Below are 26,065 nucleotides of genomic sequence, written 5' to 3'. Positions count from 1 at the left end.
GAAGGCCTCATCCTGAGGTGCGGCGAAGCCGCCTCGAAGGAGGGCTCCAGCCTGCCGCGCGATCCCTGGAGGGCTCCTTCGAGGCCCGCTGATGCGGGCACCTCAGGATGAGGAGGAGGGAGGGATCGCCTCAACCTGATCGACACCGGCCCTAGGCCGTATTGGGAAGGGACCAGGACATGACTCAGATGCGCATCGGCTTCATCGGCCTCGGCATGATGGGCGCGCCGATGGCCCGGCGCCTCGCCGAGGCCGGCCATGCCCTGGTCCTGAACGACGCCGACGCGGAACGGACCCGGACCCTGTGCGACGCCCTCCGGGCCGAGCCGCTCAGCCCGGAGGCCGCCGGGTCCCTCGATGCGCTGATCACCATGCTGCCGAATTCGGCGGTGGTGGAAGAGGTGCTGATCGGCCGGGGCCTCGCGGACGCGCTGCCCCGCGGGGCGACGGTGAGCGACATGAGCTCCTCCGAGCCGGTGCGCTCCCGGGCCCTGGGGGAAGCCCTCGCGGCCAGGGGCCTCGGCTACCTCGACGCGCCGGTCTCCGGCGGGGTGAAGCGGGCCGTCGACGGGTCGCTCGCCATCCTCGTGGGCGGCGACGGCGCCCTGCTCGAACGTCTCCGCCCGGTGCTGGAGGCCATGGGTCGCTCGATCCTGCATATCGGCGCGGCGGGAGCCGGGCACGCGGCGAAGGCCCTGAACAACTTCGTCTCCGCCGCCGGCCTCATGGCCACGGTGGAGGCCCTGCACGTGGCCCAGCGCTTCGGCATCGACCCGGACGTCATGACCGATGTACTCAATGCCTCGACGGGTCGCAGCAACACCTCCGAGAACAAGGTGAAGCCGTTTATGCTGAGCGGCAGCTTCGCCTCCGGCTTCTCCCTGAAACTGATGGACAAGGATCTCGGCATCGCTCAGGCGCTGGCGCGGTCCGTCGACTACCCCCTGACCTTCGGCCGGCACGGCATCGGCCTCTGGCATGCCGTCGCGGAGAAAGCCGGCGCGGCCTCCGACCACACCGAGATGTACCGCTTCCTGGCGGACGAAGCGGACTTCGAATGAGCCGCCAGGTCTCCGCCCGCTGCAAGGCGTCCTTTGTCGGCGGTGCGTGCGCCGCGAAGCGATCCGGGGCTGCGCCACCTTCGCAAAAATCCCGCTGTCTGGATGGCTTTGCTGTGCTCGCAAGGACGGCCGTCATCATAAATGAAGAAAGTCGACCCGATGAGCGATGAGACGATGTTCCAGAACGGCTTCGAGAACCGCAAGACGGTGCTCGGCGCCGCCCATGTCGAGAAGTCATGGGCGAATGCCGACGATTTCAACCGTCCGGTGCAGCGCCTCGTCACCGAATATTGCTGGGGCGAGGTGTGGGGCGACGAGCGCCTGCCGTTCAAGACCCGTAGCATGCTCAACATTGCCATGTTGACGGCCCTCAACCAGCACCACGAGCTGTCGGTCCACGTGAAGGGCGCCCTGACCAACGGCGTCACCAGGGACGAGATCCAGGCGGTGCTGATGCAGGCCCTCGTCTATTGCGGTGCCCCGGCGGCGCTGGCCGCCTTCCGCACCGCCTCGGCGGCCATCGCCGACTGGGACAAGGAGCACCCGGCCGGCTGAAGGCCGGGGCACGGACAGGCCGCGGAGGCGCCCGTCAGAGGCACCCCGCGGCACGATCGACGTCCATTCGGAGGAACGCCTTGACATCGACATCCGCCGCGGCATTGCCGGGCCGGGAGGCAAGAGCCGCCCTCGCCGACGATCACGGGGAGAAGCGCCGCAGCGCGATCCGCGGGGCGTTCTTCTCCGAATACATCGACATGTTCGACATCTACCTGCCGGTGGTGGCGCTGGCGCCGGTGATGTTCCTGTTTCAGCCGAAGGGCCTCTCGCCCCAGGTCGAGACCGTGCTGGCCTCCCTGGTCTTCATCACCACCCTGCTCGGGCGTCCGGTGGGGGCGCTGATCTTCGGCATCGTCGCCGACAAGGTCGGGCGGAGGGCGGCCTCGATCTACTCGGTGGCCGGGTTCGGCGTCATCACCCTCCTGATCGGCCTCCTGCCCACCTACGAGACCCTGGGGCTCGCCTCCTACCTGCTCCTCGTCTTGCTGCGCTTCCTCGACGGCGTCTTCCTCGGCGGCGGTTATACCGGGGCGATCCCGCTGGCCATCGAGTATTCGCAGAAGGAGCGGCGGGGATTCGTTGGCGGGTTGATCCTCGCCGGGTTTCCGGCGGCCTATGTGAGCATCAACCTCATCACGATGCTGATGTTCACGCTGTTCCCCCTGGCCGGCCCAGGCTCGCCCTACACCGTTTGGGGCTGGCGCATCCCGTTCCTCGTCGGGGCGGCCCTCGCGGGGCTTCTCGCCCTTTACTACATCCGTAAGGTCTCCGAATCCGAAGTCTGGAAGACGAAGACCAGGGACGGCACGGCGCAGGCCGAGACGCTGCCCCTGTCGAGTCTGCTCTCGGGCAAGGGCGGGCGCGACCTGCTCCAGGTCCTGCTGCTGATGACCGGTTTCTGGACCACGCAGAACCTCGTCACGATCTACATGCCCACCGGCCTCCTGGTGAAGACCCTGCACCTGAGCGGGATCGCGCTCACCGCGACGCTGATGATCTGCTACACGGTACTGTTCTTCAGCTATATCGGCGCGGGATTGCTGGGACAGGCGATCGGGCGGCGGCGCTTCTTCGCCATCATCGGCCCGGTGATCGCGACGGCGGGCGCGGGGATCCTCTACGTCCTCACCGTCACGCCCGACCTTGCCTTCGGGCCGAGGGCGCTGCTGGTGACCCTGCTCGCGGTGATCGTGACCTCGCCCTGGGGCGTCATCGTCACCTACATCAACGAGCGCTTCGCCACCGACGTCCGGGCGACCGGCTTCGGCATCGGCTTCAGCCTGTCGGTGGTCATCCCATCCTTCTACGCCTTCTACATGGACTGGCTGAGCGCCCTCATGCCGCTCGCCCTGACCCCCGTGGTGCTGATGATGATCGGCGGCCTCGTGGGCATGGTCGGTGCCCTGATCGGCCCCGAGACCCGGGACGTCGATTTCGGCCCCGGCCACTGACGGCCCCGCAGCGGGAGGATCGCCATGAGCATGGATCGGATCGGCTTCATCGGCCTCGGCAACATGGGCGGGCGCATGACGCGCCGCCTCGTCGGGGCCGGGATCCCGGTGACGGGCTACGACGCGGATTCGGGCGCCGCCGCCCGGTGCGGCGCCGGGGCGGCGGCCTCCGCGGCGGAGGTGGTGCGGGGTTCCGACATCGTCCTGATGTCCCTGCCCGACAGCCGGGTGGTCGAGGCGGTGGTCGAGGGGGAGGGCGGGGTTCTTTCCGCCTGCCGGGCGGGGCAGGTCGTGGTGGATCTCAGCACGGCCTCGGCCAGCTCAACCCGGCGGCTCTCGGCGCTCCTGGCGGAGCGGGGCGTGGCCTACGTGGATGCGGGCATCTCGGGCGGCGCCGCCGCCGCGGAGAAGGGGAGCCTCACCCTGATGGTCGGCGGCGATGCGGCGGCGGTGGCCCGCCTCGCCCCGGTCTTCGCGCCGATCGCGGCCAAGGTCGTCGTCATGGGCGGCAGCGGCGCCGGCCACACGACAAAGCTCCTGAACAACTTCCTGAACGCGGTGAGCCTCGCCGCCACCGCCGAGGTCATGGTCGCCGGCAAGAAGGCCGGGCTCGACCTGCACCGGCTCCTCGAGGTGCTGAACGCGTCGAGCGGGGTCAACTTCGCCACCCTCAACCGCTTCCCCCGGATCGTCGATGGCGACTACCTGGAGGGCGGCCTGACGGGCAAGCTCATGACCAAGGACGTCGTGCTCTACGCCGACCTCCTGCACGAACTCGGCGTCGCCTCCCTGAACGCCTCCGGCCCACTCGCGAGCTTCGGCCTCGCCACGGCGCTGGGCTACGGCGACGTCATCTCGAACCGGGTCGTCGATGCCATCGGCGACGTCTCCGGCGGCATCCGCCTACACGAAGGATAGACACCATGCAGATCTTCCACGGCCGCGCCCCCGATGCGCCTTCCGAGAGCCGCGGGGCGACCTTCACGGGGCAGGTCTGGGCCGATCCGGTCATGCCTGCGACCGGCGGGGTCATGGTCAACAACGTGTTCTTCACGCCCGCCGCCCGGACCCACTGGCACACTCACGGCCAGGGGCAGGTGCTCCAGATCCAGGCCGGGAAGGGCTGGGTCTGCGTCGAGGGTCAGGCGGCGCAGGCCATCCGGCCGGGCGACACGGTCTGGATCCCGGCGGGCGAGCGCCACTGGCACGGAGCCGCCGCCGACAGTTTCCTCCTGCACACCGCCATCTCGGTCGGTGGCACGACTTGGCAGGATGCCGTGACCGACGAATCCTACCGGAGCGCGACGGAATGAGCGACGACCTTCGCCGGGACGTGGAATCGCAGCACGGCTACTGGGAGGAGGGCCAGGAGGCCCTCGCCGAGCTGTCGCCGGGCTTCCTGGCCGCGTGGCACCGCATGGCGGGCGTGCCCGTGCGCGGCAACCATCTGGGCGACAAGGGCCGGGCGCTGATCGGGCTCGCGGCCTCGGCCGCCGCCACCCACCTCTACGCCCCCGGCATCCGCCGCCAGATCCGCAACGCCCTGGCGGCGGGGGCCTCGAAGGATGAGGTGATGGAGGTGATCGCCCTCACCGCGACCCTGGGCATCCATGCCTGCAACATCGGTGTGCCCCTCCTGCTCGAGGTGCTGGACGAGGCCGGCCAGCGCACCGGTCCCGCCCCCCTCAGCGAGCGCCAGGAGAGGCTGAAGGCCGACTTCACCCGCGACCGGGGCTACTGGCACACGTTCTGGGACGGGTTCCTGGAACTCGATCCCGACCTGTTCGAGGGCTACCTCGACTTCTCCGCCTATCCCTGGCGGCACGGGGTGCTGGAGCCCAAGATGAAGGAGTTCGTCTACTGCGCCTTCGACGCCGCGGCGACGCATCTCTACGTGCCGGGGCTCAAGCTGCACATGCGCAACGCCCTCGGCTACGGCGCGACCCGGGAGGAGCTGATGGAGGTCCTGGAGATCGTCAGCCTCATCGGCATGCACGGGGCCGAGATGGCGGCGCCGATCCTGCGCGAGGAGCTGGCACGCCAGGGCGCCGCTCGGGCACGCTCCGTCCCTTCCCCGTCGTCGTTCTGAGGGTCCGCCGGGCCAGTCCGGCAGGCCGGACTGGCGGTTTCCGTCCGAGGCCTCCGTGGCCTTCGCGAAGACGGCCACCTTGCCGCGACGCCGGGAGCTATGCCAACGCTGCCTCCACCCTGCCCGAACCGCTCCCCATGGCCAAGATCAGCCTCATCCAGCCGGACACCCTGCGCCAGAAGGTCGAGAACGCCGTCCGACAGGCGATCACGTCGGGGGTCTACGCCCCGGGCGAACGGCTGATCGAGCGCGAACTGTGCGAGGGCCTCGGCGTCAGCCGCGCCTCCGTCCGGGAGGCCCTGCGCCGGCTCGAGGCGGAGAAGCTCGTGCAGATCGTGCCGCATCGGGGGCCGATGGTCGCGGCGATCTCGGTCGAGGAGGCCCGTCAGCTCTACGCTCTGCGCGCCGTGCTCGAGGGCTACGCGGCCCGGGAATTCGCGGCCAAGGCGAGCGAGGCGGCGGTCGGCGACTTCGCGGCAGCCGCCCGGGACCTCCGGGAGGCCGCCGGCAGCGGCGAGACGGAGCAGGTCCTCCAGGCCAAGAGCCGCCTCTACGACGTGATGCTCGGCCAGTGCGGCAACGACCTCGTCTGCGAGATCCTCCGGGGAATGCATTCGCGGATCAACCTGCTGCGGGCGACGTCGCTGATGCATCCGGATCGCCTGCCGCAGAGCCTCGCGGAGATCGACGCGCTGGCGGATGCCTTCCGTCGCCGGGACGCGGCGGCGGCTGAGGCCATGGCCAATCTGCACGTGACCAATGCCTGCGAGGTGGCCCTTAAGCAGCTCCGGCTGCGGGAGGAGCAGGGCCGCCGCACGGCCAGCCGGTAGCGGCGCCTGCCCCTGCGATCAGCGCCTCCACCTCCGCGACGATGCGGTCCTGGTGGAAGTGGTGGAGCATGTGGCCGGTCCCCCGCAGCCACGCGAACCGGGCACCGGGCATCAGGGCCGAAGCCACGGCGCCGTGCAGGGCGTTATTGACGACGATGTCGGCCGTGCCGCCCAGGATCCGCACCGGCACCCGGCAGGTGGGATAGGCCGCTGCGGCCCGCCCCATGGCTGTCCAGATGCTCACGGCATCCTCGCCCTCGGCGATCATGCGTTCCGGGCCTGAGGCGTAGGCCCAGGGGAAGCGTTCCGCGAAGCCGGGAGGCACCGCCTGCGGCAGGAAGATCGCCCGCCGGAGGAGGGGCAGCATCCCCCGGTCCAGGGTCCGCGCCAGGATCGCCGCGAGTTCGTCCCCGGTCCCCGGGACGGCGCGCGGGCCGAACAGCACCTGTTCCAGGCGGGGCTCCGGGAAGCAGAGGGGCGCCAGCGCCACCACGCCCGACACCGCCTCGGGGGCGGACAGGGCGAGGCACAGGGCCACGGTGCCGCCGAAGGAATGGCCGACCACCACCGAGCGGCGGATGCCGAGCCGGTCCATGGCCTCGCGGATCGCCTCCGCCTGTCGCCAGGGCGAGGCATCAACGAACCGCCGCCTCGCGCTGAAGCCGTGGCCCGGCCGGTCGAAGGCCACGACCCGGTGCCTCTCCGAGAGAAACGGAGCGAGGGGCAGCCAGACATCCTCCAGGGCCATCAGCGTGCCGTGGATCAGCACCACCGGCGTCCCCGTTCCTGCCTCGACGTAGGCGATGTCGCCCCCCGTCACGGGAACGGACCGGCGCGCCACCCCGCGGCCGGCGGTGTCTCTTTCGGGAGCTGCGTCCATAATCAGTGAGGCCGCCCCCGGCGCCCCGGCGAGAGCAGCGCGGCCGCGGCGAGGCCGAGGCCCACCACCGCCGAGGCCGTGGCCAGGGGGTGGAGGCTCGCCCGCGTGTAGGCGCTCGTCCGCAGCACCGGGAACGGCTGGTCGCCGTGAACATGGCCCGTGTCGTCCTCCTGGGGGGCGTGGAGCGCCCCTTCGGGCCGGCGGGGCTCCATGGTCCGCTTCTGGAGGGCGGCGATCTGCCCGGCGAGGTGATCGTAGGCCCCGGGTGCGAATTCCTTCCCCGCGACGAAGAGCTTGCCGGCCCCGCCGACGACGATGTCGCGCTGCGGGTGAACGGCGGCGTGCAGGATCGCGTGGGCCACTTCCTCCGCCCGGTAGACGGGGGGCGGCAGCATGGGCTCCCGGTCCATGTAGTTGCGGGCCCGCCGGGGGAGGGGCGTGTCGATGGAGGTGGGCTTGACCAGGGTCACCGAGATCGGCGCATCGGTGAGGCGAAGCTCCATGCGCAAGGCGTCCGTGAAGCCCTTCACCGCATGCTTCGAGGCCGAATACATGCCCTGGTAGGGGAAGGCGAGATCGGAGGCGACGGAGCCCACGTTGATGAGCGCGCCGCCACGGCGGTTCATGCGTGCGACGGCCACCAGCGATCCGTTTACGGTGCCCCAGAAGTTCGTGCGCATCAGGCGCTCGTGATCCTCCTCGCTGACCTCGGCGAGGGGGCCGTAGATCGTCAGCCCCGCGACGTTCACCCAGGTGTCGATGCCGCCGAACGCGGCGACGGCCCGGGCAGCGATCTCCTCCACCTCCGCCCGCACGCCGACATCGGCCCCCACGGCGACGGCCTGCCCGCCCTCGCGGACGATGTCGTCGGCGATCCGGTCGAGGGCGGCACCGCTACGGGCGGCCAGGACCACCCGCGCCCCCCGGGAGGCGGCCATCCGGGCCGTGGCGAGGCCGATCCCGGACGAGGCGCCCGTGACGACGATCGTCTGGTCGGCGAGGGGTTTGTGCTGCATGGCGTGTCGGGCTTTCGACCGGGCGGAGAGGCTCCGCGTCCTTTCGCTATCTCCAGGGAGCCGCCGAAGTTTCCCCCGCGCGGATTTCGCGCACCGGCCTGGGTCCGGCGGAATCGCGATCCCACTGCGCCGGCCGGGGACGATCCCGGTATTGGAGCCGGATAGGTTCTCCCCCCTCCCGGCCCGAAAGACGCGGCGGATACACGCGACGTTTGCATCGGCGCCGGTATGAGATCGATGCGGCTGCGTGTATCCCGCCGTGATATCGGGACGATTCGGCAATTCGGTCACGGGGGGTCCAGGTGGGCCAAGCACGTCGGGTCCTGCTCACCGGAACGCTGCTCGCCATCCTGGCGGCCGGCGCCCTGGCCGTGACGCAGGCGGGGGAGCGCACCGCCGGACTCTCCGCATCGCTGGCCGGCCTGCGGGAGTCCCTCGAGGCGGTCATGCCCGGCCGGGGGGGCGCCCCGGAGGCCCGGCTTCCGGCTCCGCGCACGGCGATCGAGGATGGCCGCACCGTCGTGCATCTGACCGAGGCGGAGCGCGCCCGGATCGGCATCGTCACGCAGGTCCGGAGGGCCCTGCCGCATCCGCGGGAGGCGACCGCCTTCGGCAGCGTCCTCGACCTCGCCCGCGTCACGGAGCTGACCAACAGCTATGCGGGCGCGGTGGCCGCCCTGCAGACCGCCCGCGCCCGGGCGGAGGTGTCGGTGAATGCGGCCCGGCGCCTGAAGAGCCTCGGGGCGGCGGCCATCGCCACGGCGCATATCGAGACCGCGGAGGGAACGGCCCTCACCGACCAGGCCGCGGTGACGGCCGCCGAATCGCAGGTCCGCACCCTGGCCGCCACGGCCCGGCAGGAATGGGGCGCGGTGCTGGGCAAGGCGATCATCGAGCGCGGGCCGCCGGTGACCCGGCTGATCGAGCGCGACGACTTTCTGATGCAGGTCACCCTGCCGCCGGGCGAGAGCCTGTCCGACCCGCCCGCCACGGCCTTCGCGGAGGTGCCGCCCCAGAGCGTGCGGGTGCCCCTGCGCCTCGTCTCGCCCGCGACGCGGACCGATCCCCGGATCCAGGGGCAGAGCTTCTACTATCTCGTCTCCGGCGACAGCGGGCTGCTGCCCGGCATGAGCGTCATGGCCTTCCTCCCCACCGGGCGGGGGGCGACGGGCGTGCTCGTGCCGGAGGACGCCCTGGTCCATGCCGAGGGCGGCACCTGGGTCTACAGGGGGCTCGGCGGCGACAGCTATGTCCGCCACCCCGTGCGGCCCGACGCGCCGATGTCCGCCGACAGCTTCGTCGTGGAGGACCTGCCCGACGGGAGCGAGATCGTCCTGTCCGGCGCGCAGGCGCTCCTGTCGGAGGAGCTGCGCAGCCGCATCCGCGTCGTCGGCGACGACGATGACTGAGCGCCCGGCCGAACCGTCCTCCGGCCTCCAGGGCGCCCTGGTCGGGTTCTCGGTGCGGCTGCCCCGGGTGGTGCTGGCGCTGGCCTGCGCCCTCATCGTCTTCGGGCTCTATGCCCTGGCGGGGGCGCGCTTCGACGTGTTCCCCGAATTCTCGCCGCCCACGGCAACCATCCAGACCGAGGCGCCGGGCCTCGACCCGGAGCAGGTCGAGGTCCTGGTCACTCAGGTCGTGGAAGGCGCCGTGGCGGGCCTGCCGGGGCTCGAGACGCTGCGCTCCTCCTCGATCCAGGGCCTGTCGGTGGTCACCGCCACCTTCCGGGCGGGCAGCGGGGTCGATCAGCTGCGCCAGCGGGTCAACGAGCGCATCGCCGCCCTTCCCGGCCGCCTGCCGCAGGGCGTCTCGGCGCCTTCCATGACCCCGCTCACCTCCTCGACCCTGACGGTGCTCCTCGTGGGCCTCACCTCGGATCGCCGGGACGCCATGGCGCTGCGCACCGTCGCGGACTGGACCGTGCGCCCGCGTCTCCAGGCGGTGCCGGGCATCGCCCAGGTCTCGGTTTATGGCGGGGCCGTGCGCTCGCTGCAGGTGCAGGTGCGGCCCGACGACCTGATCCGCTTCCAGGTCGGCCTGAACGACGTGCTCGCCGCCGCCCGCAAGGCGACGGGCGTGCGCGGGGCGGGCTTCGTGGACACCCCCAATCAGCGGGTCGTCCTGCGCACGGAAGGGCAGTCCCTCACCCCGGAGGCGCTCGGCCAAACGGTCCTCGCCAACGACGGGGGCGCCAGCGTGGTCCTGTCCGACGTCGCCACCGTCACCGCCGCCCCGGAGCCGGCCATCAGCGGCGCCCTCGTGGACGGCAAGCCCGGCGTCCTCCTCATGGTCGGCGCGCAGGTCGGCGTCGACACCCTTGCCGTCACCGCCCGCCTCGAGGCCGCCATCGACGAGTTGCGCCCGGCCCTGGAGCGGGAGGGCGTGAGCGTGCGGCCCGACCTGTTCCGCCCCGCCGACTTCGTGGGCGTCGCCACCGGCAACGTCCTCCAGGCGCTGGCCTTCGGCGGCGTGCTGGTGGTGATCGTGCTCCTCGTCTTCCTGGCCGACTGGCGCACCGCCCTCATCAGCGCGGCGGCGATCCCCCTGTCCCTCGTCGCGGCGGCGCTGGTGCTGCAGGCCTTGGGCGAAAGCCTCAACACGATGACGCTCGGCGGCCTCGCCCTGGCGATCGGCGAGGTGGTGGACGACGCGGTGATCGGCGTGGAGAACGTCACCCGCCGCCTGCGGGAGGCGGGGCGGACCACGCCGGGGGCCCGGGCGCGGCTGGTCCTCGCCGCGATCCTGGAGGTCCGAAGCTCCGTCGCCTACGCGACCCTGGCCGTGCTCCTGATGTTCCTGCCGGTCCTGGCCCTGACCGGCGTGGCCGGGCGGCTGTTCGGGCCCCTGGCGATGGCCTACATCGCCGCGGTCGTGGCGTCCCTCCTCGTGGCCCTGACGGTGACGCCGGCCCTGTCCCTGCTCCTCCTCGGCGGCAAGGCGGGACGGGGCGGGACGGTGGCCGATCCCCCGGCGGTGCGCTGGAGCCGGGCGCTGTATCTCGCCATCCTCCGCCGGGCCGGGCGGGCCCCGCGCACGGTCATGGCCGCGGGCCTGCTGGCGACGCTCGCCGGGGCGGCCCTGGTGCCGACCCTCGGCCTCTCGTTCCTGCCCGACCTCCGGGAGGGGCACCTGATTCTCCACATGGTGGCCGCGCCGGGGACGTCCCTGCGGGAATCGCAGCGGCTCGGGACGCTGATCACCGCCGATCTGAAGGCCATCCCGGGCGTGCGCTCGGTCGCCTCGCAGATCGGCCGGGCCGAGGCCGGCGAGGATACGGCGGGACCCCATTACAGTGAGATCCATATCGATCCCGGCCTCGGCGGCGCCGCCCAGCGGGCGATCGAGGGGCGGATCCGCGAGCTGATCGCCGGGTTTCCGGGGCCGGCCTTCTCCCTCAAGTCCTTCCTGACGGAGCGGATCGAGGAGGTCATCTCGGGCTTCACCGCCCCCGTCGTCGTCAACGTGGTGGGCAACGACCTCGACCGGATCGAGGCCACCGCCCGGGCGGTCTCCCGGGAATTGGCCGAGGTCCGGGGCGCCCGGGACGTGCAGCAGGCGGCCCCCGCCGGGCTTCCGCAGGTGACGGTGGCACTGCGCTCCGTGGACCTGCGCCACTGGGGCCTCGACGCCGTCGAGGTTCTGGAGGCGGTGCGCACCGCCTACCAGGGCGACACGGTGGGCCAGACCTACCGGGGCAACGCGGTCTTCAACGTGGTGGTCATCCTCGACGGGCGGACCCGGGAGCGCCTGAGCAACATCGGCGACCTGCCCCTGCGCACGCCGGGGGGGCGCTACGTCCGCCTGTCGCAGGTGGCCGACGTCTACGAGAGCACGGGCCGTTATCAGGTGCAGCACCAGGGGGCTCAGCGGGTCCAGGCGGTGACCGCCAACGTGGTGGGGCGGGACGTGGCGGGCTTCGTGGCGGCGGCCAAGCGCAAGATCGCCAAGGAGGTGCGGCTGCCGGCGGGGGTCTACGTCACCTTCGCGGGCGCCGCGGAGGCCCAGGCGCGGGCGCGGCGCGACCTCCTGTTCCACACCGCGTTGGCCGGGTTCGGCATCCTCGTGCTGTTGGCCATCGTCACCGGGTCGGCGGCGAACCTCGTCCTCGTGCTCGCCAACCTCCCCTTCGCCTTCGTGGGGGGCGTCGCGGCGGCGGTGCTGGCCGGCGGAACGCTCTCGCTGGGCTCCGTCGTCGGCTTCGTCACCCTGTCGGGCATCTCCCTGCGCAACAGCGTGATGATGATCGCCCATTACGAGCAGATGGTTTCCGGCGAGGGCCGCCCCTGGGACGCGGCCACGGCCTACGAGGGCGCCGCCGACCGGATGGTGCCGATCCTGATGACCTCGCTCGTCACCGGCCTGGGGCTTCTGCCCCTGGCGCTGGGGGCGGGCGAGCCCGGTCGGGAGATCGAGGGCCCGATGGCTGCCGTGATCCTCGGCGGGCTGGTGACCTCGACGGTGCTGAACCTGCTGATCCTGCCGCTCCTCGCCCTGCGCTATGCCCGGTTCGGGCGGGAGGAGGGGGTTCGCGCGGCGGCGTGAGGGGGGGCGTGGGATCAGGGCCTTCCCTAAGAACATTTGTGAAAATCGCTTATTGAGGATAGTCGTCACTCTGACGGCGAGGTCCGCTATGGCGACGATGACCATTTCCCTGCCCGATCCGATGAAGGAATGGATCGAAGCGCAGATCAAACAGGGCGAGTACGCCAGCACCAGCGACTATGTCCGCGACCTCGTGCGCCGCGATCGGGAGCGGCGGGCCAAGCCCGACCTGACCCTGGAAGACCTGCGCAGGATCGTGGATGATTCCCGCGCGAGCGGACTGAGCGGGGCCAAGGTCTCCGACATTCTCGCCCGCGCGAGGATGAAGGTGGAAGGCGCTACGCCGCAGGATGAGTGACTACACGCTTACGCGGAAGGCGGAGGCGGACCTGTTCGAGATTGCTGTCCACGGGTACCGGCAGTTTGGCGTTCGCCAGGCGGAGGCCTATGCGGCCGGCCTGGACCAGACCTTCGCACTCCTCGCCGACAATCCCGGCATGGGCCGGAGAGCCGACGCGATCCGGCCGGGCGTGCACCGCCACGAGCACGCCTCCCACGTCATCTTGTATGAGAGGGTGGAGGGTGGCGTCCTGATCCTCGCCGTGGTCCACCGCCGAAGCGTGCGGCGTCTGTCAGACCGGGCGCTCGGAGGTCCCTAGCGCCCCCGCCACGGCCCGCGCGATCATCTGCGAGACCCGCACGTTCGATTCCACCGTCACCCCGGCGATGTGCGGCGTGAGGATCAGGTTCGGGCAACCCGCGAAGACCGCCCCGGCTTCCGCCGGCAGGGGCTCCCGGTCGAACACATCGAGGGCGGCACCGCCGAGGTGGCCCTCCTTGAGGGCCTCGGCCACGGCGGCCTCGTCCGCGACGCCGCCCCGGGCCGCGTTGATCAGGATCGCTCCCTTCGGCAGCCGGGCGAGCATCGCCGCATCGATGAGCCCCCGCGTCGCATCGGTGAGCGGAACATGAAGCGAAAGCACGTCCGCCCCCGCGACGAGGTCGTCCAGAGGCAGGCTCGCGACCCGGCCCCAGGACGGCGACCACGCTGGATGCCCGGCCGGCAGGAACGGATCGTAGGCCGTGACCTCCATGCCCAAGGCGGCGGCCCGCTGGGCGGTCTCCCGGGCGATGGAGCCGTAGCCCACGAGGCCGAGGCGCTTGCCGGCAATCTCCCGGCCCATCAGCCTGCCCCGGGGCCACGCTCCGGCGGCGACGTCCGCCGTCGCGCCGTAGGCCCCGCGCAGGAGGAGCATCGCCGTGGCGATGACGTACTCGGCCACCGAGACGTCGTTCGCCCCCGTCGCCGGGATCACCGTGATCCCCCGATCCCGGCAAGCCCCCTGATCGATGTTGTCGAGGCCGACGCCGAGGCGGCCGACCACCCGCAGGGCGGGCCCGGCGGCGAGGAGGGCGGCGCTCACCTGCGTCCGGTTGCGGACAATCAGCCCCCGCGCCCCGGCGAGCGCCGCCCGGAGGTCGTCGGGCCGGTCCACCAAGCCGGGGTCGTAGGCCACGTCGAAACCCGAGAGGGCCTCGCGGATCGCATCCTCGTCCATGAACTCCGTGATGACGATGTCCGGCATGGGAGGATCCTCTCAGGAAGATTGGCCAAAATCGTCATTGCGAGCGTAGCGAAGCAATCCAGGGACACGCCACAGTCGGAAGTGGCCCGCCCGCCCCTGGATTGCTTCGCTGCGCTCGCAATGACGGCGCAGGGGAGCCTCAGATCGCGGCGATCTCGGCCAGGAGCTTGGGGTCGACGGCCAAGCCCTCCCGCTCGGCCTTGCGGCGCAGGCCGAGGCGGCGCTGGCCGGGCAGGCGGGCGCCGGGCTGGTCCTCGATGGAGGCGGCGAGCAGGGCAAAGCGGTCCAATGTGCCCTCTCCGAAGGCTTCCGGGGCGAAGGCGAGGATCAGCTGGCCGGTGCCGGGCGGGCCACCCTTGTCGTCGAGGAAGGACGAGGCGTCGGCCGCGAAGGTCGAGCCCGTCAGGCCGGCGGCCAGGAGCTCGACCATGAGCGCGAGGGCCGTGCCTTTGGCGTCGCCCAGGGGCAGCATGGTGCCGGCGAGCGCCGCCGTGGCGTCGGTGGTCGGGCGGCCCTCCGCATCGACGGCCCAGCCCTCGGGGATCGGCTCATTCCGCTGCTTGGCGGCGACGATGTTGCCCCGGGCCACCTTCGATAGGGACAGGTCCACAACGATCGGCTCCCGCCCCGGCAGGGGGCAGGCGAAGGCGATCGGGTTCGTGCCGAACACCGCCCGCTTGCCGTTCCAGGGGGCGATGGCGGCCGGCGTGTTGGCGAACAGCAGGGCGACGAGACCCTGGCTCGCCAGATCCTCCACGAACAGTCCCGCCGCGCCGCAATGGTGGGAGCGGCGGATGGCGGCGGCCGCGAGCCCGCTGTCCCGCGCCATGGCGGGGAGCGCCGTAAGGGCGAGCGCCAAGGCCGGGTAGGCGAAGCCATGCGCGGCGTCGATGGCCGCCACCGCCGGGCGCGGGCGCTCCAGGGTGGGCGTCGCGTGGCCGTCGATCTTGCCGGCCTTGGCCTGGGCCGCGTAGCTCGGCACCCGCGACAGGCCGTGACCCTTCAACCCGTCCGCCTCGGCCCGCACCAGGGCGGAGGCGACGTACCGGGCATTGTCCGGCGCTGTGTTCGCCCGGACCAGGGCGTCGCTCACCAACGTCTCGGCGTCCGGGATCGTGAGGGTGTCGGCCATGATGCCCTGCTGCGTTCAGTTGTCCGTCGTGATCCCACACTCGTCCTCATCCTGAGGTGCTGCGGAGCAGCCTCGAAGGAGATCTCCAGATCGCGCGCGATCCCTGGAGCCCTCCTTCGAGGCCCGCCGAAGCGGGCACCTCAGGATGAGGGGTGGGGTCGGATCAGCCTAACGATGTGCGAGACCGGAGGCGTCACGCACTGCGATAGAGCTTCGTCATCACGAATTCCCGGTGGCCGAGGGATTCGGCCGCCGTGAGCCGGCCGTTGGCCGTGCGCACCACCATGTCGATCAGCGCGTCGCCCGCCGCATCCAGCGTCATGTCCCGGCGGAGCACGCCGGTCACGTCCACGTCGATGTGCTCGCCCATCGTGCGCAGGGTCTTCGGGTTGCCGCTGATCTTGATCACCGGCACGATCGGGTTACCGATCACGTTGCCCTGGCCCGTCGGGAAGGTGTGGATCACGTAGCCCGCCGCCGCCATCAGGGTCACGCATTCGGCCGCCGCCGAGGACGTGTCCATGTAGTAGAGGCCCGGACCCTTGGCCGGGGCTTCCGCCGGCTGCAGGGCGTCGATGTAGCGGCACTCCCGGCCGATCTTCTCGAGGTTGCCGAGGGCCTTTTCCTCGATCGTGGTCAGGCCGCCTGCGATGTTGCCCTTGGTCGGCTGCGAATCCGACAAGTCGTCGGTCTTGTGCGCCTCGATCACGTCTTCCTGGTACGCTTTCCACATCGCGTACCACTTCTCAGCGATTTCGGGGCTGGCGGCCCGCTCGCGGCAGAGGTGCTCGGCGCCGGTGATCTCGGAGGTCTCGCCGAACACGCCGTAGATCCCGTGGGGGATCAGCTTGTCGTACATGTTGCCCACCGTCGGGCAGGAGGCGAGGCCCGTCGTGGTGTCGGACTCGCCGCACTTGGTCGAGACCCACAGATCAGTGATCGGGCATTCCTCCTTGGGCAATTCGCTCGCCCATTGCAGGAGGCGCTTGGCGGCGTAGCTCGCCTTGGCGATGGTGGCGATGTCGCCGTGGCCCTCGATGCCGAAGCCCACCACCGGCTTGCCGGTCTTGGCGATGCCCTCGACCACGCGGGAGGTCCAGCCGTCCTCGATGCCGATCACCACCACGGCGGCGACGTTCGGGTTCGAGCCGATGCCGATGAGGGTGCGGAAATGGATCTCCAGATCCTCGCCGAACTGCAACCGGCCATAGGCGTGCGGCAGGGCCATCGTGCCCTTCACGTTGTTGGCTACCGCCTCGCAGGAGGCGTTCGACAGGTCGTCGAGGGGCAGGAGGACGACGTGGTTGCGCACGCCGACCCGCCCGTTCTCCCGGCGCCAGCCCATGAAGGTGGCGTTGGCGTAGTCCGCCGAGGCGCGCGTCGTCGGCAGCGCCTTGGTGGTGAACTGGTCGGGGGCCCCGCCGGCATAGGCGGCGGGCATGGAATGCTCGAAGGCAGCCTGCAAGCTCATGGGATCCTCACCACCGCTTCGTCTTGAGATTGTGGGTGTGGACGTGCTCGCCCTTGGCGATGTCGGCCACGGCCTTGCCGATGTCCTGGCCGTACTTCCACACCGTGTCGCCGGACTTGATGTCCTTGAGGGCGACCTTGTGGCCGATGGGGATCTCCTGCTTGGCCGTCAGCCGGAAGTCCGAATTGTCGTGCGTGACGACGCACAGCATGTCCGTTCCGGCATTGAGATTCTCGACCACGACGACACCCACCGAGTCCTTGGGGTCGTGGACGAGGAGTTGGGGAACTCCCATTGCGCGCCTCCCGCTGCTTTGGTCCGCCGGTCTTGTATAAGACCTAAGAATGGGCGGTCAAGGCCGAAGGCGGCCTCCGCCGCGATTGTAGACGAAGGGGGTCGTGTCGCGACGCCGCCCCGGGAACCTCACGCCCGCGCGTCGTCGGCATCGATGATATCGGCCGAGTAGCGGTTCTCCCGGGTGTCGCAGCGGCTGATGCGCAGTTCCACTGGGCGCCCGCTCACGTCGAAGGCGACACGGACGATCTCCAGGAGCGGCGACCCCTCCGGCAGGCCAAGGGCTTCGGCCTCCTCCTGCCCGGCGGCGATGGCCTGAAGCCGCTCCTGCACGCGGGTAATCAGGATGCCGTGGCGCTCCTGATAGATTACGTACATCTCCTCGCTCATCTCTTCCGTCGTCGGCAGGTCGAGGACGGGGATGATCGCGGCCGGCACGACCACGAACTCGTAGATCGACGGGGTGTCGCCGAAGGTCCGCACCCGTGTGACGGCGTGCAGGGGCTCGCCCTCGGACAAGGCCAGCTGCCGAGCCTCCTCGGCCGTCGCCGGGCGGATTCCTTGGGCGATCAGCCGGCTCTTGGGGGAAAGCCGCGTGCCCTCGGGCGTGACGATGCGGAAGAAGCGGAACAGCACCGTGTCGCGGGCGTGGCGGGCGACGTAGGTGCCGACGCCCTGTCGCCGGACGATCAGCTTCTCGCCCTCGAGGGCGATCAAGGCCTTGCGCACGGTCCCCTGGCTTACCCCGTATTCGGCGGCGAGTTCGTGCTCGGTCGGCAGCAGGTCGCCCGGCTTCCAGGCGCCCTCCGCGATCCGCGTGGTGATAAGGGACTGGATCTGCGCGTAAAGGGGCCTCAGCTCCGGCTTGAAGGGGGCGGTGGGATGGTCGTTCATCGCGGACTCGGGAGGACGGCGCAGCGGGGCCTTGACGACGTCAGATATCTTATATAAGACCTCTCGACCAGCGCCATGGCAGACCCCCGGACAAGGGGGCGCAACGATCCGGCCAAGCCGGTTCTACCACAAGGTATCCTGGGAGGGAGCGATGAGGCGAAACGCCGGCATCGGCGGGGGCAAGCGCCCCGCCCGCATGCATGATCATTCCCGGCTCCGATGCATCGGTGTCGTGCATCGCCGCGTCCTCGATCTTCCTGCCGATCCTTCCGCCCCGTATTATTCCTAGCGCAGAGCCCCGCCGCGACCGAAGCCGCGCCTGCGACGGGACCCTCAGACATTCGCCTCCGGCCCGCTCCCGGTTCGGGAGACCGCGGCCGGACGCTTCGCGGCCCTTGCCCTCAGCCCCGGAGTCGTCGAGACATGACAGCGAACGCCCCCTCTTCCCCGCCCCGCCGGGAAGGGACCGACCGCAGGACCATCGCCCTCCTCGCCTTCTCGGCGACCTCGGGCGTGCTGGTCGAGTTCTACGACTTCTTCATCTTCGGCTATGCGGCGGCAAGCGCCTTCCCGCACATCTTCTTCCCGAACATCTCGCCGACTTGGGCGCTGATCTTCTCGTACCTGACCTTCGGCGCCGGTTTCCCGGCCCGCCTGCTCGGGGCCTTCCTGTTCGGACATTTCGGCGACCGGGCGGGGCGGAAGACGTCCTTCCTGATCAACATCCTGATCGTCGGGGCCACGACCTTCATGGTGGGGCTGCTGCCGGGCTACGACACGATCGGCATGGCCGCGCCGATCCTGCTCATCACCCTGCGGATCATCCAGGGGATCGGCCTCGGGGGCGAATTCGGCGGCGCGGCCTCCCTGCTCGCGGAGTTCGGTGCCACCCGCAAGCACCGGGCCTTCTGGGTGTCGCTGGCCAACCTCGGCATCCCCGGCGGGGCGATGGCGGCGAGCGCGGTGCTGTTCCTCCTGGCCGACAGTTTCTCGACCTACGGCTGGCGGATCGCCATGCTCCTGTCCGTGGTCGTGGTGGTGCCGGGCCTCCTCGCCCGCTCCAAGCTGGCGGATTCACCCCTCTTCGAGCAGCTCAAGGCGAAGGACGAACTGTCCAAGATGCCGAGCCTTGATGTCACGCGGACGCACTGGCGGCCGATCCTGCTGCTCGCCCTGTTCTGCGCCTTCCAGCAGATGGACGGCTATGTCAGCGGCACCTATGCCATCTCTTTCATGAAATCGGCGGGGATCCCCCTCGCGACGACGGCGGTGATCATCTTCGTCGCGCGGATCGGCGACATCCTCGGGGTGGTGATCAGCGGCCCCGCCGCCGACCTGATGCGCCGCAAGACCGTGGGCTACCTCGCCGTGGTCCTGACGGCGATCCTGTCGGTCCCCTACGCCCTGGCGATCCTCCACCAGGAGGTCTGGCTGGTGCTGGGCCTGCAGTTCGTCATCACCCTATTGGGGGTCGGGATCCTGCACGGGCTGGCGCCGATCCTCACCTCCGAGAGCTTCCCCACCAAGTACCGCTATTCCGGCGCGGGCATCTCCTACAGCCTTTCGGCGATCCTTGGCGGCGGCATCGCGCCGCCCTTGCTGGCCGGGCTCATCGGGACGGACGTGGCCGGGAACTGGTATTTCATCCCCGTCGTGTACGGCATCTACGCGGTGATCGCCGTCGCGGCCCTTTCGCTGACGCCTGAAACACGCCACCGCCGCCTTGACGAGACCCCCGAGGCGGGCGAAGCGCCGGAGACGATGCGGGCGAAGATCGTGCGCGGATCGCCCGCGTGAACACAGCGCCGGCCGGAGGAGACGAGCGATGATCGGCAGGCGAGATGTCCTGAAAGCCCTGGCGCTCGGCGTGGGAGGTGCGGGCCTCTCCGGGCGGAGCGTGCTGGCCGGCGAGGTCACGCTGCCCTTCGGCAACGGCGAGCGGTTCCTGGTCGCCTATCCCGGCAAGCGCCCGCTCCTGCAGATGACGGCCCGGCCGCCGCAGCTGGAGACGCCGTTCTCGGTTTTCGACGAGGGGGCGATCACCCCCAACGACGCCTTCTTCGTCCGCTACCACCTCGCCGACATTCCGACCCGGATCGACCCGGTCGCCTTCCGCGTCGAGGTGAAGGGCCATGTCGATCGGCCGCTCTCCCTGTCGCTTGCCGACCTCAAGGGGATGGGCGGCACGGAGGTCGTGGCGGTCAACCAGTGCTCGGGCAATTCCCGCGGCTTCTTCACGCCGCGCATGGCCGGCGGGCAGCTCGCCAACGGCGCCATGGGCTGCGCCCGCTTCACCGGCGTGCCCCTGAAGGCGGTGCTCGCCAAAGCCGGCGTGAAGGCCGGCGCCGTGCAGGTGTCCTTCGAGGGGCTCGACGGGCCGGTCCTGCCGGAGACGCCCGACTTCGCCAAGGCCCTCACCCTCGACCACGCGAGCGACGGCGAAGTGATGCTGGCTTGGGGTATGAACGGGCAGGACCTGCCCTGGCTCAACGGCTTCCCCCTGCGCCTGGTCGTGCCGGGCTATTACGGCACCTACTGGGTCAAGCACCTCAACGCGGTGACCGTGCTCGACAAGCCCTTCGAGGGCTTCTGGATGAAGACCGCCTACCGCATCCCGGACAATGCCTGCGCCTGCACCGAGCCGGGCAAGGCACCGGACAAGACCGTGCCGATCGGCCGGCTTAACGTCCGCTCGTTCGTGACGAACCTCAGCGACGGGGCGCAGGTGAAGGCCGGGCGGGCGAACCTGCGCGGCATCGCCTTCGACGGCGGCTCGGGCATCAAGGCCGTGGAAGTCTCCGCCGACGACGGCCAAACCTGGAGCGGGGCGACGCTCGGCCAGGATCTCGGCCGCTACGCCTTCCGCACCTGGACCGCGGACCTCGACCTGACGCCGGGGGGCCATGCCCTGCGCGTCCGGGCGACGGGCAACGACGGTGGCACGCAGCCGATGGAGCCGCGCTGGAACCCGGCCGGGTACATGCGCAACGTGGTCGAGACCACCCGCGTCACGGCGGCTTGAAGGGGGACAGGATGACGAGGTTTGTCGGATCGGTGGCGTTCCTCCTCGCCCTCGGCGGCCCCCTGGCCGCGGCGCCGCAGGATATGGCCCTGCCCGAGCCCACGGCTCAGCTGAAAGCTCCCGCCGACCAGGGCCACGCGGCGGGGTTCGAGGCGGCGCAGGGCAATTGCATGACATGCCATTCGGTCGATTACATCGCGATGCAGCCGCCGGGGAAGGGACCGGCCTTCTGGGAGTCCGAGGTGACCAAGATGGTCAAGGTCTACAAGGCGCCCGTCGCGGAGGCGGACGCGAAGGCCATCGCCGCCTATCTTGGGGCGACGTACTAGACATACTAAGAGTCCGGCCGGACAGCCGATTTTCCCTCACGCCCCCTGAACCTCAGGACGAGGTCGAGGGTGAAAGAACCACTGACTTCTCGGTTGGATATTGAGGGCGGCGCGCCCTCACTGCACGCGCATGATCTGGATGACCGCCGGGGTGATGATGACCACGAAGAGCACCGGCAGGAAGAACAGGATCATCGGCACGGTCAGCTTCGGCGGCAGGGCGGCGGCCTTCTTCTCGGCCTCGATCATGCGCAGGTCGCGGCTTTCCTGGCTGAGCACCCGCAGGGCCTGACCCACGGGGGTGCCGTAGCGCTCGGCCTGGCTGAGGGCGGTGGCCACCGCCTTCACCGGCTCAAGCCCGGTGCGCATCACGAGGTTCTCGTAGGCGAGGCGCCGGTCCGGCAGGAACGACATCTCGGCCACCATCACGGCGAGTTCCTCCGCGAGCACCACCGAGGAGACCGCGATCTCGGTGCTCACCTTGCGGAAAGCGTTCTCGATCGCCATCCCCGATTCGACGCAGATCAGGGTCAGGTCGAGGGCGTCGGGCCACGCCTTGCGGATCTCCGTCTGCCGCTTCTTGGCGGCGTTGACGAGGAACAGTTCCGGCGCCTTGATGCCGAGGAAGGCCGCGGCGATCACCATGGCGAAGCGCATCAGGTAGGAGACGTCGATCGCTTCCAGGATGAAGAGGTAGAACACCGCGGCAATGAAGGCGCCGACCGGTGCCACGAGGCGGAAGAACAGGAAGGCGGTCTCCGCCCCTTGCCCGCGATAGCCCGCCATGAGGAGCTTGCGCTTGGCGGTGTCCGTGCCGAGCCAGCGGCGCAGATTGTACCGCTCCACGATGTCCTTCATGTAGGCCTTGGGCTCGGTGCGCAGGCTCCCCTTGGTGGAGACCTTCTCGCGCTCCCGCCGTCGGATGATCTCGCGCTCGTCGCTCACGAGCTTCATCCGCTTGCCGAGCTTGTCCGGCTCCAGGAAGGACTGCGCCAGGGCGAAGGCGGTGACGGCCGCCGCCAGGGCCGCCAGCACCATGCCCACGAAGTGCGGGTCGAACAGCTTGTCGGCGATCGCGTCGATCATGGCGTTCCCGTCAGATCTCGAAGGCGATCATCTTCTTGATGACCAGGATTCCCAGGGTCATCCAGATCGCCGAGCCCACGAGGGCGATCTTGCCGGCATCGGTGGTCCAGAGCAGCGAGATGTAGTCGGGGCTCGTGAGCGTGGTGATGCCCGCCACGCCGAAGGGCAGGGCCGCGATGATGGAGGCCGAGGCCTTCGCCTCCATGCTCATCGCCTGGATCTTGCCGCGCATCTTGGCCCGGTCGCGGAGCACCCGGGACAGGTTGTTCAGCGCCTCGGAGAGGTTGCCGCCCGATTGCTGCTGGATGTTGATCACGATCGAGAAGAAGTTGACCTCCGCGGTCGGGACCCGCTCGTGCAGGCGGGAGACCGCCTCACCGAGGGACAGGCCCAGCGCCTGGGTCTCGACGATGGTGCGGAACTCGCTGCGCAGGGGCTCCTCCGCCTCGCGGGAGACCATGCGGAAGCAGTCGCCCACGGGAATGCCGGTCTTGATGCCGCGCACCACCACATCGACGGCGTTGGGCAGTTCCTTGTTGAACTTCGCCACCCGGCGGAGGCGCAGGCGGCGCAGGAGCAGGGGCGGCAGGCCCAGGCTTCCGAAGAACACGCCCCCCAGGGCGGCGAACGGGCTGTCCGTCATCAGGAACAGGATGAAGCCGACGACGAATCCGCTCCCGCCCGCGAAGGTCCAGTAGGTCCGCTTCGACCAGTCGAGCCCCGCCCGGGCGATCTTGAGCTCCAGGGTGACTTTGGTGGCGCCCTTGGCCTTGGCCTCGATCTCGCTCAGGGTCTTGGCGACCTGGTCGCGCCGGTTCACGCCGCCGCCCCGGCCCGACGCCGTGGTGGGGGTGACGGCGATGAGCTTCAGCCGCCGGTTCGCCCGGCGCTCCCCGGGTAGCAGGGCGATGATCCCGGCATAGGTCATCAGGGCGACGGCGACCCCCACGAGACCCGTGGCGATGGGCAGGCCGGGCAGGAGCGCGCCGAGATCGGGCATCGCCTCATGCCCCTTCGACGACTTCGGCCGCGTCGAGGGCCGCGCCGAGGCGGGCTTCGAGGCCGTAATAGCGGGCCCGCTCCCAGAATCGGGGGCGGCCGACGCCCGTCGCCCGGTGGCGGCCGATGATCTTCCCGTTCGCGTCCTCGCCGAGGATGTCGTAGAGGAAGATGTCCTGGGTGGTGATGACCTCGCCCTCCATCCCGAGCACCTCGGTGATGTGGGTGATGCGCCGGGACCCGTCGCGCAGGCGCGACGCCTGGATGATCACGTCGATCGAGCCGCAGATCATCTCTCGCAGGGTCTTGGAGGGCAGGGTGAACCCGCCCATCGAGATCATCGACTCGATACGCGACAGGCATTCCCGCGGGCTGTTGGCGTGGAGCGTGCCCATCGAGCCGTCGTGGCCGGTGTTCATGGCCTGGAGGAGGTCGAACGCCTCCGGGCCGCGCACCTCGCCGACGATGATCCGTTCGGGCCGCATGCGCAGGCAGTTCTTGACGAGGTCGCGCATCGTCACCTGCCCCTGGCCCTCCATGTTGGGCGGGCGGGTTTCCAGGCGGACCACATGGGGCTGCTGCAGTTGCAGCTCGGCGGCGTCCTCGCAGGTGATCACCCGCTCGTCGTGCTCAATATAGGCCGTCAGGCAGTTCAGCAGGGTGGTCTTGCCCGAGCCGGTACCGCCCGAGATCACGACGTTGCAGCGGGATTGCCCGATGACCTTGAGCACCTCCGCCCCCTCCGGCGAGATCGCGCCGAAGCGGACGAGCTGGTCGAGGGTCAGCTTGTCCTTCTTGAACTTACGGATCGTCAGGGTCGGGCCGTCGATGGAGAGCGGCGGCGCGATGACGTTGACGCGGGATCCGTCGGGCAGGCGCGCGTCGCAGATCGGCGAGGCGTCATCGACCCGGCGTCCGACTTGGCTCACGATGCGCTGGCAGATGTTCATCAACTGCTGGTTGTCGCGGAAGCGCACGCTGGTAAGCTGGATCTTGCCGGCGACTTCGATGAAGGTCCGCCCGGCGCCGTTGACCATGATGTCGGCGATGTCGTCCCGGGCAAGCAGCGGCTCCAGGGGGCCGTAGCCGAGGACGTCGTTGCAGATGTCGTCGAGCAGTTCCTCCTGCTCGGAGATCGACAGGACGATGTTCTTGAGGCCGATGATTTCCGTGACGATGTCGCGGATTTCCTCGCGGGCGGTCTCCGCGTCGAGGTGGGCGAGCTGGGTGAGGTCGATGGCCTCGATCAACGCGCCGAAGATCAGGCTCTTGGTACGATAGTACTCGTCAGAACGCGCGGCCTCGACCACGATCGGGGCCGGGCGCGCCGGTTGCGGTGCCTCCCGCGACGCCGCGGGCAGCGGGGCAGGGGCGGGCTGGACGAACCGCGGCTGCGGGATAGGGGCAGGCGCGGGCGCCGAACCGGTTTGCCGTCTACCGAACATGGAGATCACGGACCCGCATCACGAGGCCTTGCGGCGGGGGGCGAAGCGCGCGAGCAGCGGCTCGAACAGGCTGGAACTGGTCTTCCGCCGCCCCTCGGTCCGGCCGATGGCGCTGGCGGCGAGGTCGGCGAACAGCTCCGCGACCTTCGAGCCCGGCTGCACTTCGGCGATCATCTGGCCGTTATTGGCGGCGGTGCCGAACAGGACCGGGTCGAAGGGGATGGTCGCCGCCAGCGGCGCGTCGAGGGCCTTGCCGAATTCGACCGCGCCGATCTCCGGCCGCTTGGCCATGCCGCTGCCGTTCAGGATCACCCGCGGGGGGGCATCGTTGGGACGGCCGTTCTTGAGGGCGCCGAGGAGGTTCTTGGCGTTGCGCAGGCTGGCGAGGTCCGGCCCGGCCACGACGAAAATCTCGTCGGCGGCTGACAGAACCCGCTTCGTCCAGGCGTTCCACTGGTGCGGCACGTCGAGGACGAGGCAAGGCACGCTCGCCCGCAGGTGCTCGATGAGCACGTCGAAGGCCGGCTCGGAGAGGTCGATCGTCCGGTCGAGGCTGGCCGGGGCCGAGAGCAGGCTGAGGTTGTCGCTGCACTTCGAGAGCAGGCGCTCCACCAGGGCGGCGTCCAGGCGCTCGGGGGCGAAGACCGCCTCGGCGATACCCTGCGGCGGGTCCTGGTTGAAGTTGAGGGACGCGGTGCCGAAGGCGATGTCGAGATCGGCGATCACGGTCGGAACGCCCTGGCCCCGGGCGATGGACCACGCGAGATTGTGGGACACGGTCGAGGCGCCGATCCCGCCCCGGACGCCGAACACGGCGATGGAGCGGCCGATGGGCTTCACCCCCGCCGCGGTGAACATCTCGGAGATCGCGGCGATCAGCGTCAGCGGATCGACCGGCGCCATCAGGTAGTCGGAGACCCCCCGCTGGAGGAGCTGGCGGTAGAGCGTCACGTCGTTCAGGTGGCCGATCACCAGAACGCGGGTGCCCTCGTCGCAGACCTCGGCCAGGGCATCCAGGCATTCCAGCGGCTTGGAGCGGGAGCCCTGCACTTCGATGACGATCACGTTGGGGGTCGGCGCTTGGCGGAACGCCTCGATGGCCGCCGCGCCGCCGCCCATGCGGACCTTCACCCGGGCGCGCTGCATGCGCCTGTCCTCGGCGGCCGCCTCGATCATGGCGGCCGTCTCGGACACCTCGCAGAACGCCTGGATCGTGATCCGGGGCACCGGGGCGATCACCCGCTCGGCTGCCTCGCTCTGCTCCGCCATCACAGGACTCTCGGGTTGAACACGCATCGGTTTCGCCGGGATCGGACGACCCCGGCGGGACATGGTCGTCGGGCGGCCCTGGATGCGTCCTCCATCCCCGAGGGATGACAG

The 26,065-nt window shown here is 70.2% G+C and carries 25 protein-coding genes; 14 read left to right on the top strand and 11 right to left on the bottom strand.

Annotated features, from left to right (window positions below; translation table 11 throughout):
* Positions 1–179 precede the first annotated feature (179 nt).
* From MFF22_RS04605 to MFF22_RS04575, 7 genes are all read left to right on the top strand, one after another.
* Positions 180–1,061 (top strand): NAD(P)-dependent oxidoreductase, encoded by an 882-nt coding sequence (locus MFF22_RS04605; RefSeq protein WP_238247751.1) that lies wholly within the window; start codon positions 180–182, stop codon positions 1,059–1,061.
* Between the two features lie 141 nt (positions 1,062–1,202).
* A complete protein-coding gene (locus MFF22_RS04600; RefSeq protein WP_373320182.1) occupies positions 1,203–1,616 on the top strand; it encodes a carboxymuconolactone decarboxylase family protein in 414 nt (137 codons plus the stop codon).
* An 80-nt stretch (positions 1,617–1,696) separates the two neighbouring features.
* Positions 1,697–3,070, top strand: coding sequence for an MFS transporter (locus tag MFF22_RS04595; protein WP_238247750.1), 1,374 nt, complete (start codon positions 1,697–1,699; stop codon positions 3,068–3,070).
* Positions 3,071–3,094: 24 nt separating this feature from the next.
* Positions 3,095–3,988 carry an NAD(P)-dependent oxidoreductase gene (locus MFF22_RS04590; RefSeq protein ID WP_238247748.1) on the top strand — a complete coding sequence of 298 codons (894 nt, stop codon included), beginning with the start codon at positions 3,095–3,097 and terminating at the stop codon, positions 3,986–3,988.
* 5 nt (positions 3,989–3,993) lie between these two features.
* Positions 3,994–4,383, top strand: coding sequence for a cupin domain-containing protein (locus tag MFF22_RS04585; protein ID WP_238247746.1), 390 nt, complete (start codon positions 3,994–3,996; stop codon positions 4,381–4,383).
* Positions 4,380–5,159 (top strand): carboxymuconolactone decarboxylase family protein, encoded by a 780-nt coding sequence (locus MFF22_RS04580; protein WP_238247745.1) that lies wholly within the window; start codon positions 4,380–4,382, stop codon positions 5,157–5,159. Before MFF22_RS04585 ends, MFF22_RS04580 begins: the two co-directional genes overlap by 4 nt.
* Positions 5,160–5,296: 137 nt before the next feature.
* Positions 5,297–5,989, top strand: a complete 693-nt coding sequence (locus MFF22_RS04575) for a GntR family transcriptional regulator (protein ID WP_238247744.1) — start codon at positions 5,297–5,299, stop codon at positions 5,987–5,989.
* Here the strand turns inward: MFF22_RS04575 and MFF22_RS04570 are convergent.
* Positions 5,937–6,809, bottom strand: a complete 873-nt coding sequence (locus tag MFF22_RS04570; RefSeq protein ID WP_238247743.1) for an alpha/beta fold hydrolase — start codon at positions 6,807–6,809, stop codon at positions 5,937–5,939. The two genes, MFF22_RS04575 and MFF22_RS04570, sit on opposite strands and share 53 nt — an antisense overlap.
* Before the next feature lie 62 nt (positions 6,810–6,871).
* Positions 6,872–7,885 (bottom strand): SDR family oxidoreductase, encoded by a 1,014-nt coding sequence (locus tag MFF22_RS04565; RefSeq protein WP_238247742.1) that lies wholly within the window; start codon positions 7,883–7,885, stop codon positions 6,872–6,874.
* 302 nt (positions 7,886–8,187) lie between these two features.
* Here MFF22_RS04565 and MFF22_RS04560 point away from each other — a divergent pair, with 302 nt between their 5' ends.
* The 4 genes from MFF22_RS04560 to MFF22_RS04545 all read left to right on the top strand — a co-directional run bounded on the left by MFF22_RS04560 (position 8,188) and on the right by MFF22_RS04545 (position 13,086).
* A complete protein-coding gene (locus MFF22_RS04560) occupies positions 8,188–9,294 on the top strand; it encodes an efflux RND transporter periplasmic adaptor subunit (RefSeq protein ID WP_238247741.1) in 1,107 nt (368 codons plus the stop codon).
* The gene (locus tag MFF22_RS04555) at positions 9,287–12,427 is read left to right on the top strand and encodes an efflux RND transporter permease subunit (RefSeq protein WP_238247740.1); all 3,141 of its coding nucleotides are present in this window, start codon (positions 9,287–9,289) and stop codon (positions 12,425–12,427) included. Before MFF22_RS04560 ends, MFF22_RS04555 begins: the two co-directional genes overlap by 8 nt.
* Before the next feature lie 88 nt (positions 12,428–12,515).
* On the top strand, positions 12,516–12,785 hold the full coding sequence (locus MFF22_RS04550; protein ID WP_238247738.1) for a type II toxin-antitoxin system ParD family antitoxin: 270 nt from the start codon (positions 12,516–12,518) through the stop codon (positions 12,783–12,785).
* Positions 12,778–13,086, top strand: coding sequence for a type II toxin-antitoxin system RelE/ParE family toxin (locus MFF22_RS04545; RefSeq protein WP_238247737.1), 309 nt, complete (start codon positions 12,778–12,780; stop codon positions 13,084–13,086). Before MFF22_RS04550 ends, MFF22_RS04545 begins: the two co-directional genes overlap by 8 nt.
* Here MFF22_RS04545 and MFF22_RS04540 read toward each other — a convergent pair.
* From MFF22_RS04540 to MFF22_RS04520, 5 genes are all read right to left on the bottom strand, one after another.
* Complete coding sequence (locus MFF22_RS04540) at positions 13,060–14,013, bottom strand: hydroxyacid dehydrogenase (RefSeq protein WP_238247736.1); 954 nt, start codon at positions 14,011–14,013, stop codon at positions 13,060–13,062. The two genes, MFF22_RS04545 and MFF22_RS04540, sit on opposite strands and share 27 nt — an antisense overlap.
* Before the next feature lie 139 nt (positions 14,014–14,152).
* On the bottom strand, positions 14,153–15,145 hold the full coding sequence (locus MFF22_RS04535; protein WP_238247735.1) for an Ldh family oxidoreductase: 993 nt from the start codon (positions 15,143–15,145) through the stop codon (positions 14,153–14,155).
* Positions 15,146–15,338: 193 nt separating this feature from the next.
* A complete protein-coding gene (locus tag MFF22_RS04530; protein ID WP_283206152.1) occupies positions 15,339–16,616 on the bottom strand; it encodes a UxaA family hydrolase in 1,278 nt (425 codons plus the stop codon).
* Between the two features lie 7 nt (positions 16,617–16,623).
* Positions 16,624–16,911, bottom strand: a complete 288-nt coding sequence (locus MFF22_RS04525) for a UxaA family hydrolase (protein WP_238247734.1) — start codon at positions 16,909–16,911, stop codon at positions 16,624–16,626.
* A gap of 128 nt (positions 16,912–17,039) precedes the next feature.
* Entirely contained in the window at positions 17,040–17,804 is a 765-nt protein-coding gene (locus MFF22_RS04520; RefSeq protein WP_238247733.1) for a GntR family transcriptional regulator, read from the bottom strand.
* Between the two features lie 423 nt (positions 17,805–18,227).
* On the opposite strand from MFF22_RS04520, the gene MFF22_RS04515 reads away from it, so the two are divergent.
* Genes MFF22_RS04515 through sorB form a run of 3 tightly spaced genes read left to right on the top strand, consistent with a single transcriptional unit; the run spans position 18,228 to position 21,155 of the window.
* The gene (locus MFF22_RS04515; RefSeq protein ID WP_238247732.1) at positions 18,228–19,601 is read left to right on the top strand and encodes an MFS transporter; all 1,374 of its coding nucleotides are present in this window, start codon (positions 18,228–18,230) and stop codon (positions 19,599–19,601) included.
* Between the two features lie 28 nt (positions 19,602–19,629).
* The gene (sorA, locus tag MFF22_RS04510) at positions 19,630–20,826 is read left to right on the top strand and encodes a SorA family sulfite dehydrogenase catalytic subunit (RefSeq protein WP_238247731.1); all 1,197 of its coding nucleotides are present in this window, start codon (positions 19,630–19,632) and stop codon (positions 20,824–20,826) included.
* Positions 20,827–20,837: 11 nt separating this feature from the next.
* Positions 20,838–21,155, top strand: a complete 318-nt coding sequence (gene sorB / locus MFF22_RS04505; protein WP_238247730.1) for a SorB family sulfite dehydrogenase c-type cytochrome subunit — start codon at positions 20,838–20,840, stop codon at positions 21,153–21,155.
* A gap of 117 nt (positions 21,156–21,272) precedes the next feature.
* Here the strand turns inward: sorB and MFF22_RS04500 are convergent, their stop codons facing one another.
* From MFF22_RS04500 to MFF22_RS04485, 4 genes are read right to left on the bottom strand one after another with little or no spacing between them, the layout of a single operon-like run.
* Positions 21,273–22,241, bottom strand: coding sequence for a type II secretion system F family protein (locus tag MFF22_RS04500; protein WP_238247729.1), 969 nt, complete (start codon positions 22,239–22,241; stop codon positions 21,273–21,275).
* A gap of 10 nt (positions 22,242–22,251) precedes the next feature.
* A complete protein-coding gene (locus MFF22_RS04495; RefSeq protein WP_238247728.1) occupies positions 22,252–23,241 on the bottom strand; it encodes a type II secretion system F family protein in 990 nt (329 codons plus the stop codon).
* Between the two features lie 4 nt (positions 23,242–23,245).
* Complete coding sequence (locus MFF22_RS04490; RefSeq protein ID WP_238247727.1) at positions 23,246–24,685, bottom strand: TadA family conjugal transfer-associated ATPase; 1,440 nt, start codon at positions 24,683–24,685, stop codon at positions 23,246–23,248.
* 18 nt (positions 24,686–24,703) lie between these two features.
* Positions 24,704–25,954, bottom strand: a complete 1,251-nt coding sequence (locus tag MFF22_RS04485) for a CpaE/TadZ family protein (protein ID WP_238247726.1) — start codon at positions 25,952–25,954, stop codon at positions 24,704–24,706.
* Positions 25,955–26,065: the final 111 nt, after the last annotated feature.

Origin of the sequence: Methylobacterium persicinum (assembly GCF_022179525.1) — a bacterium.
GTDB classification, from domain to species: Bacteria; Pseudomonadota; Alphaproteobacteria; order Rhizobiales; family Beijerinckiaceae; genus Methylobacterium; species Methylobacterium persicinum.
Note: the sequence above shows the minus strand (reverse complement) of the source record. Positions and strands in the feature narration are given on the sequence as shown.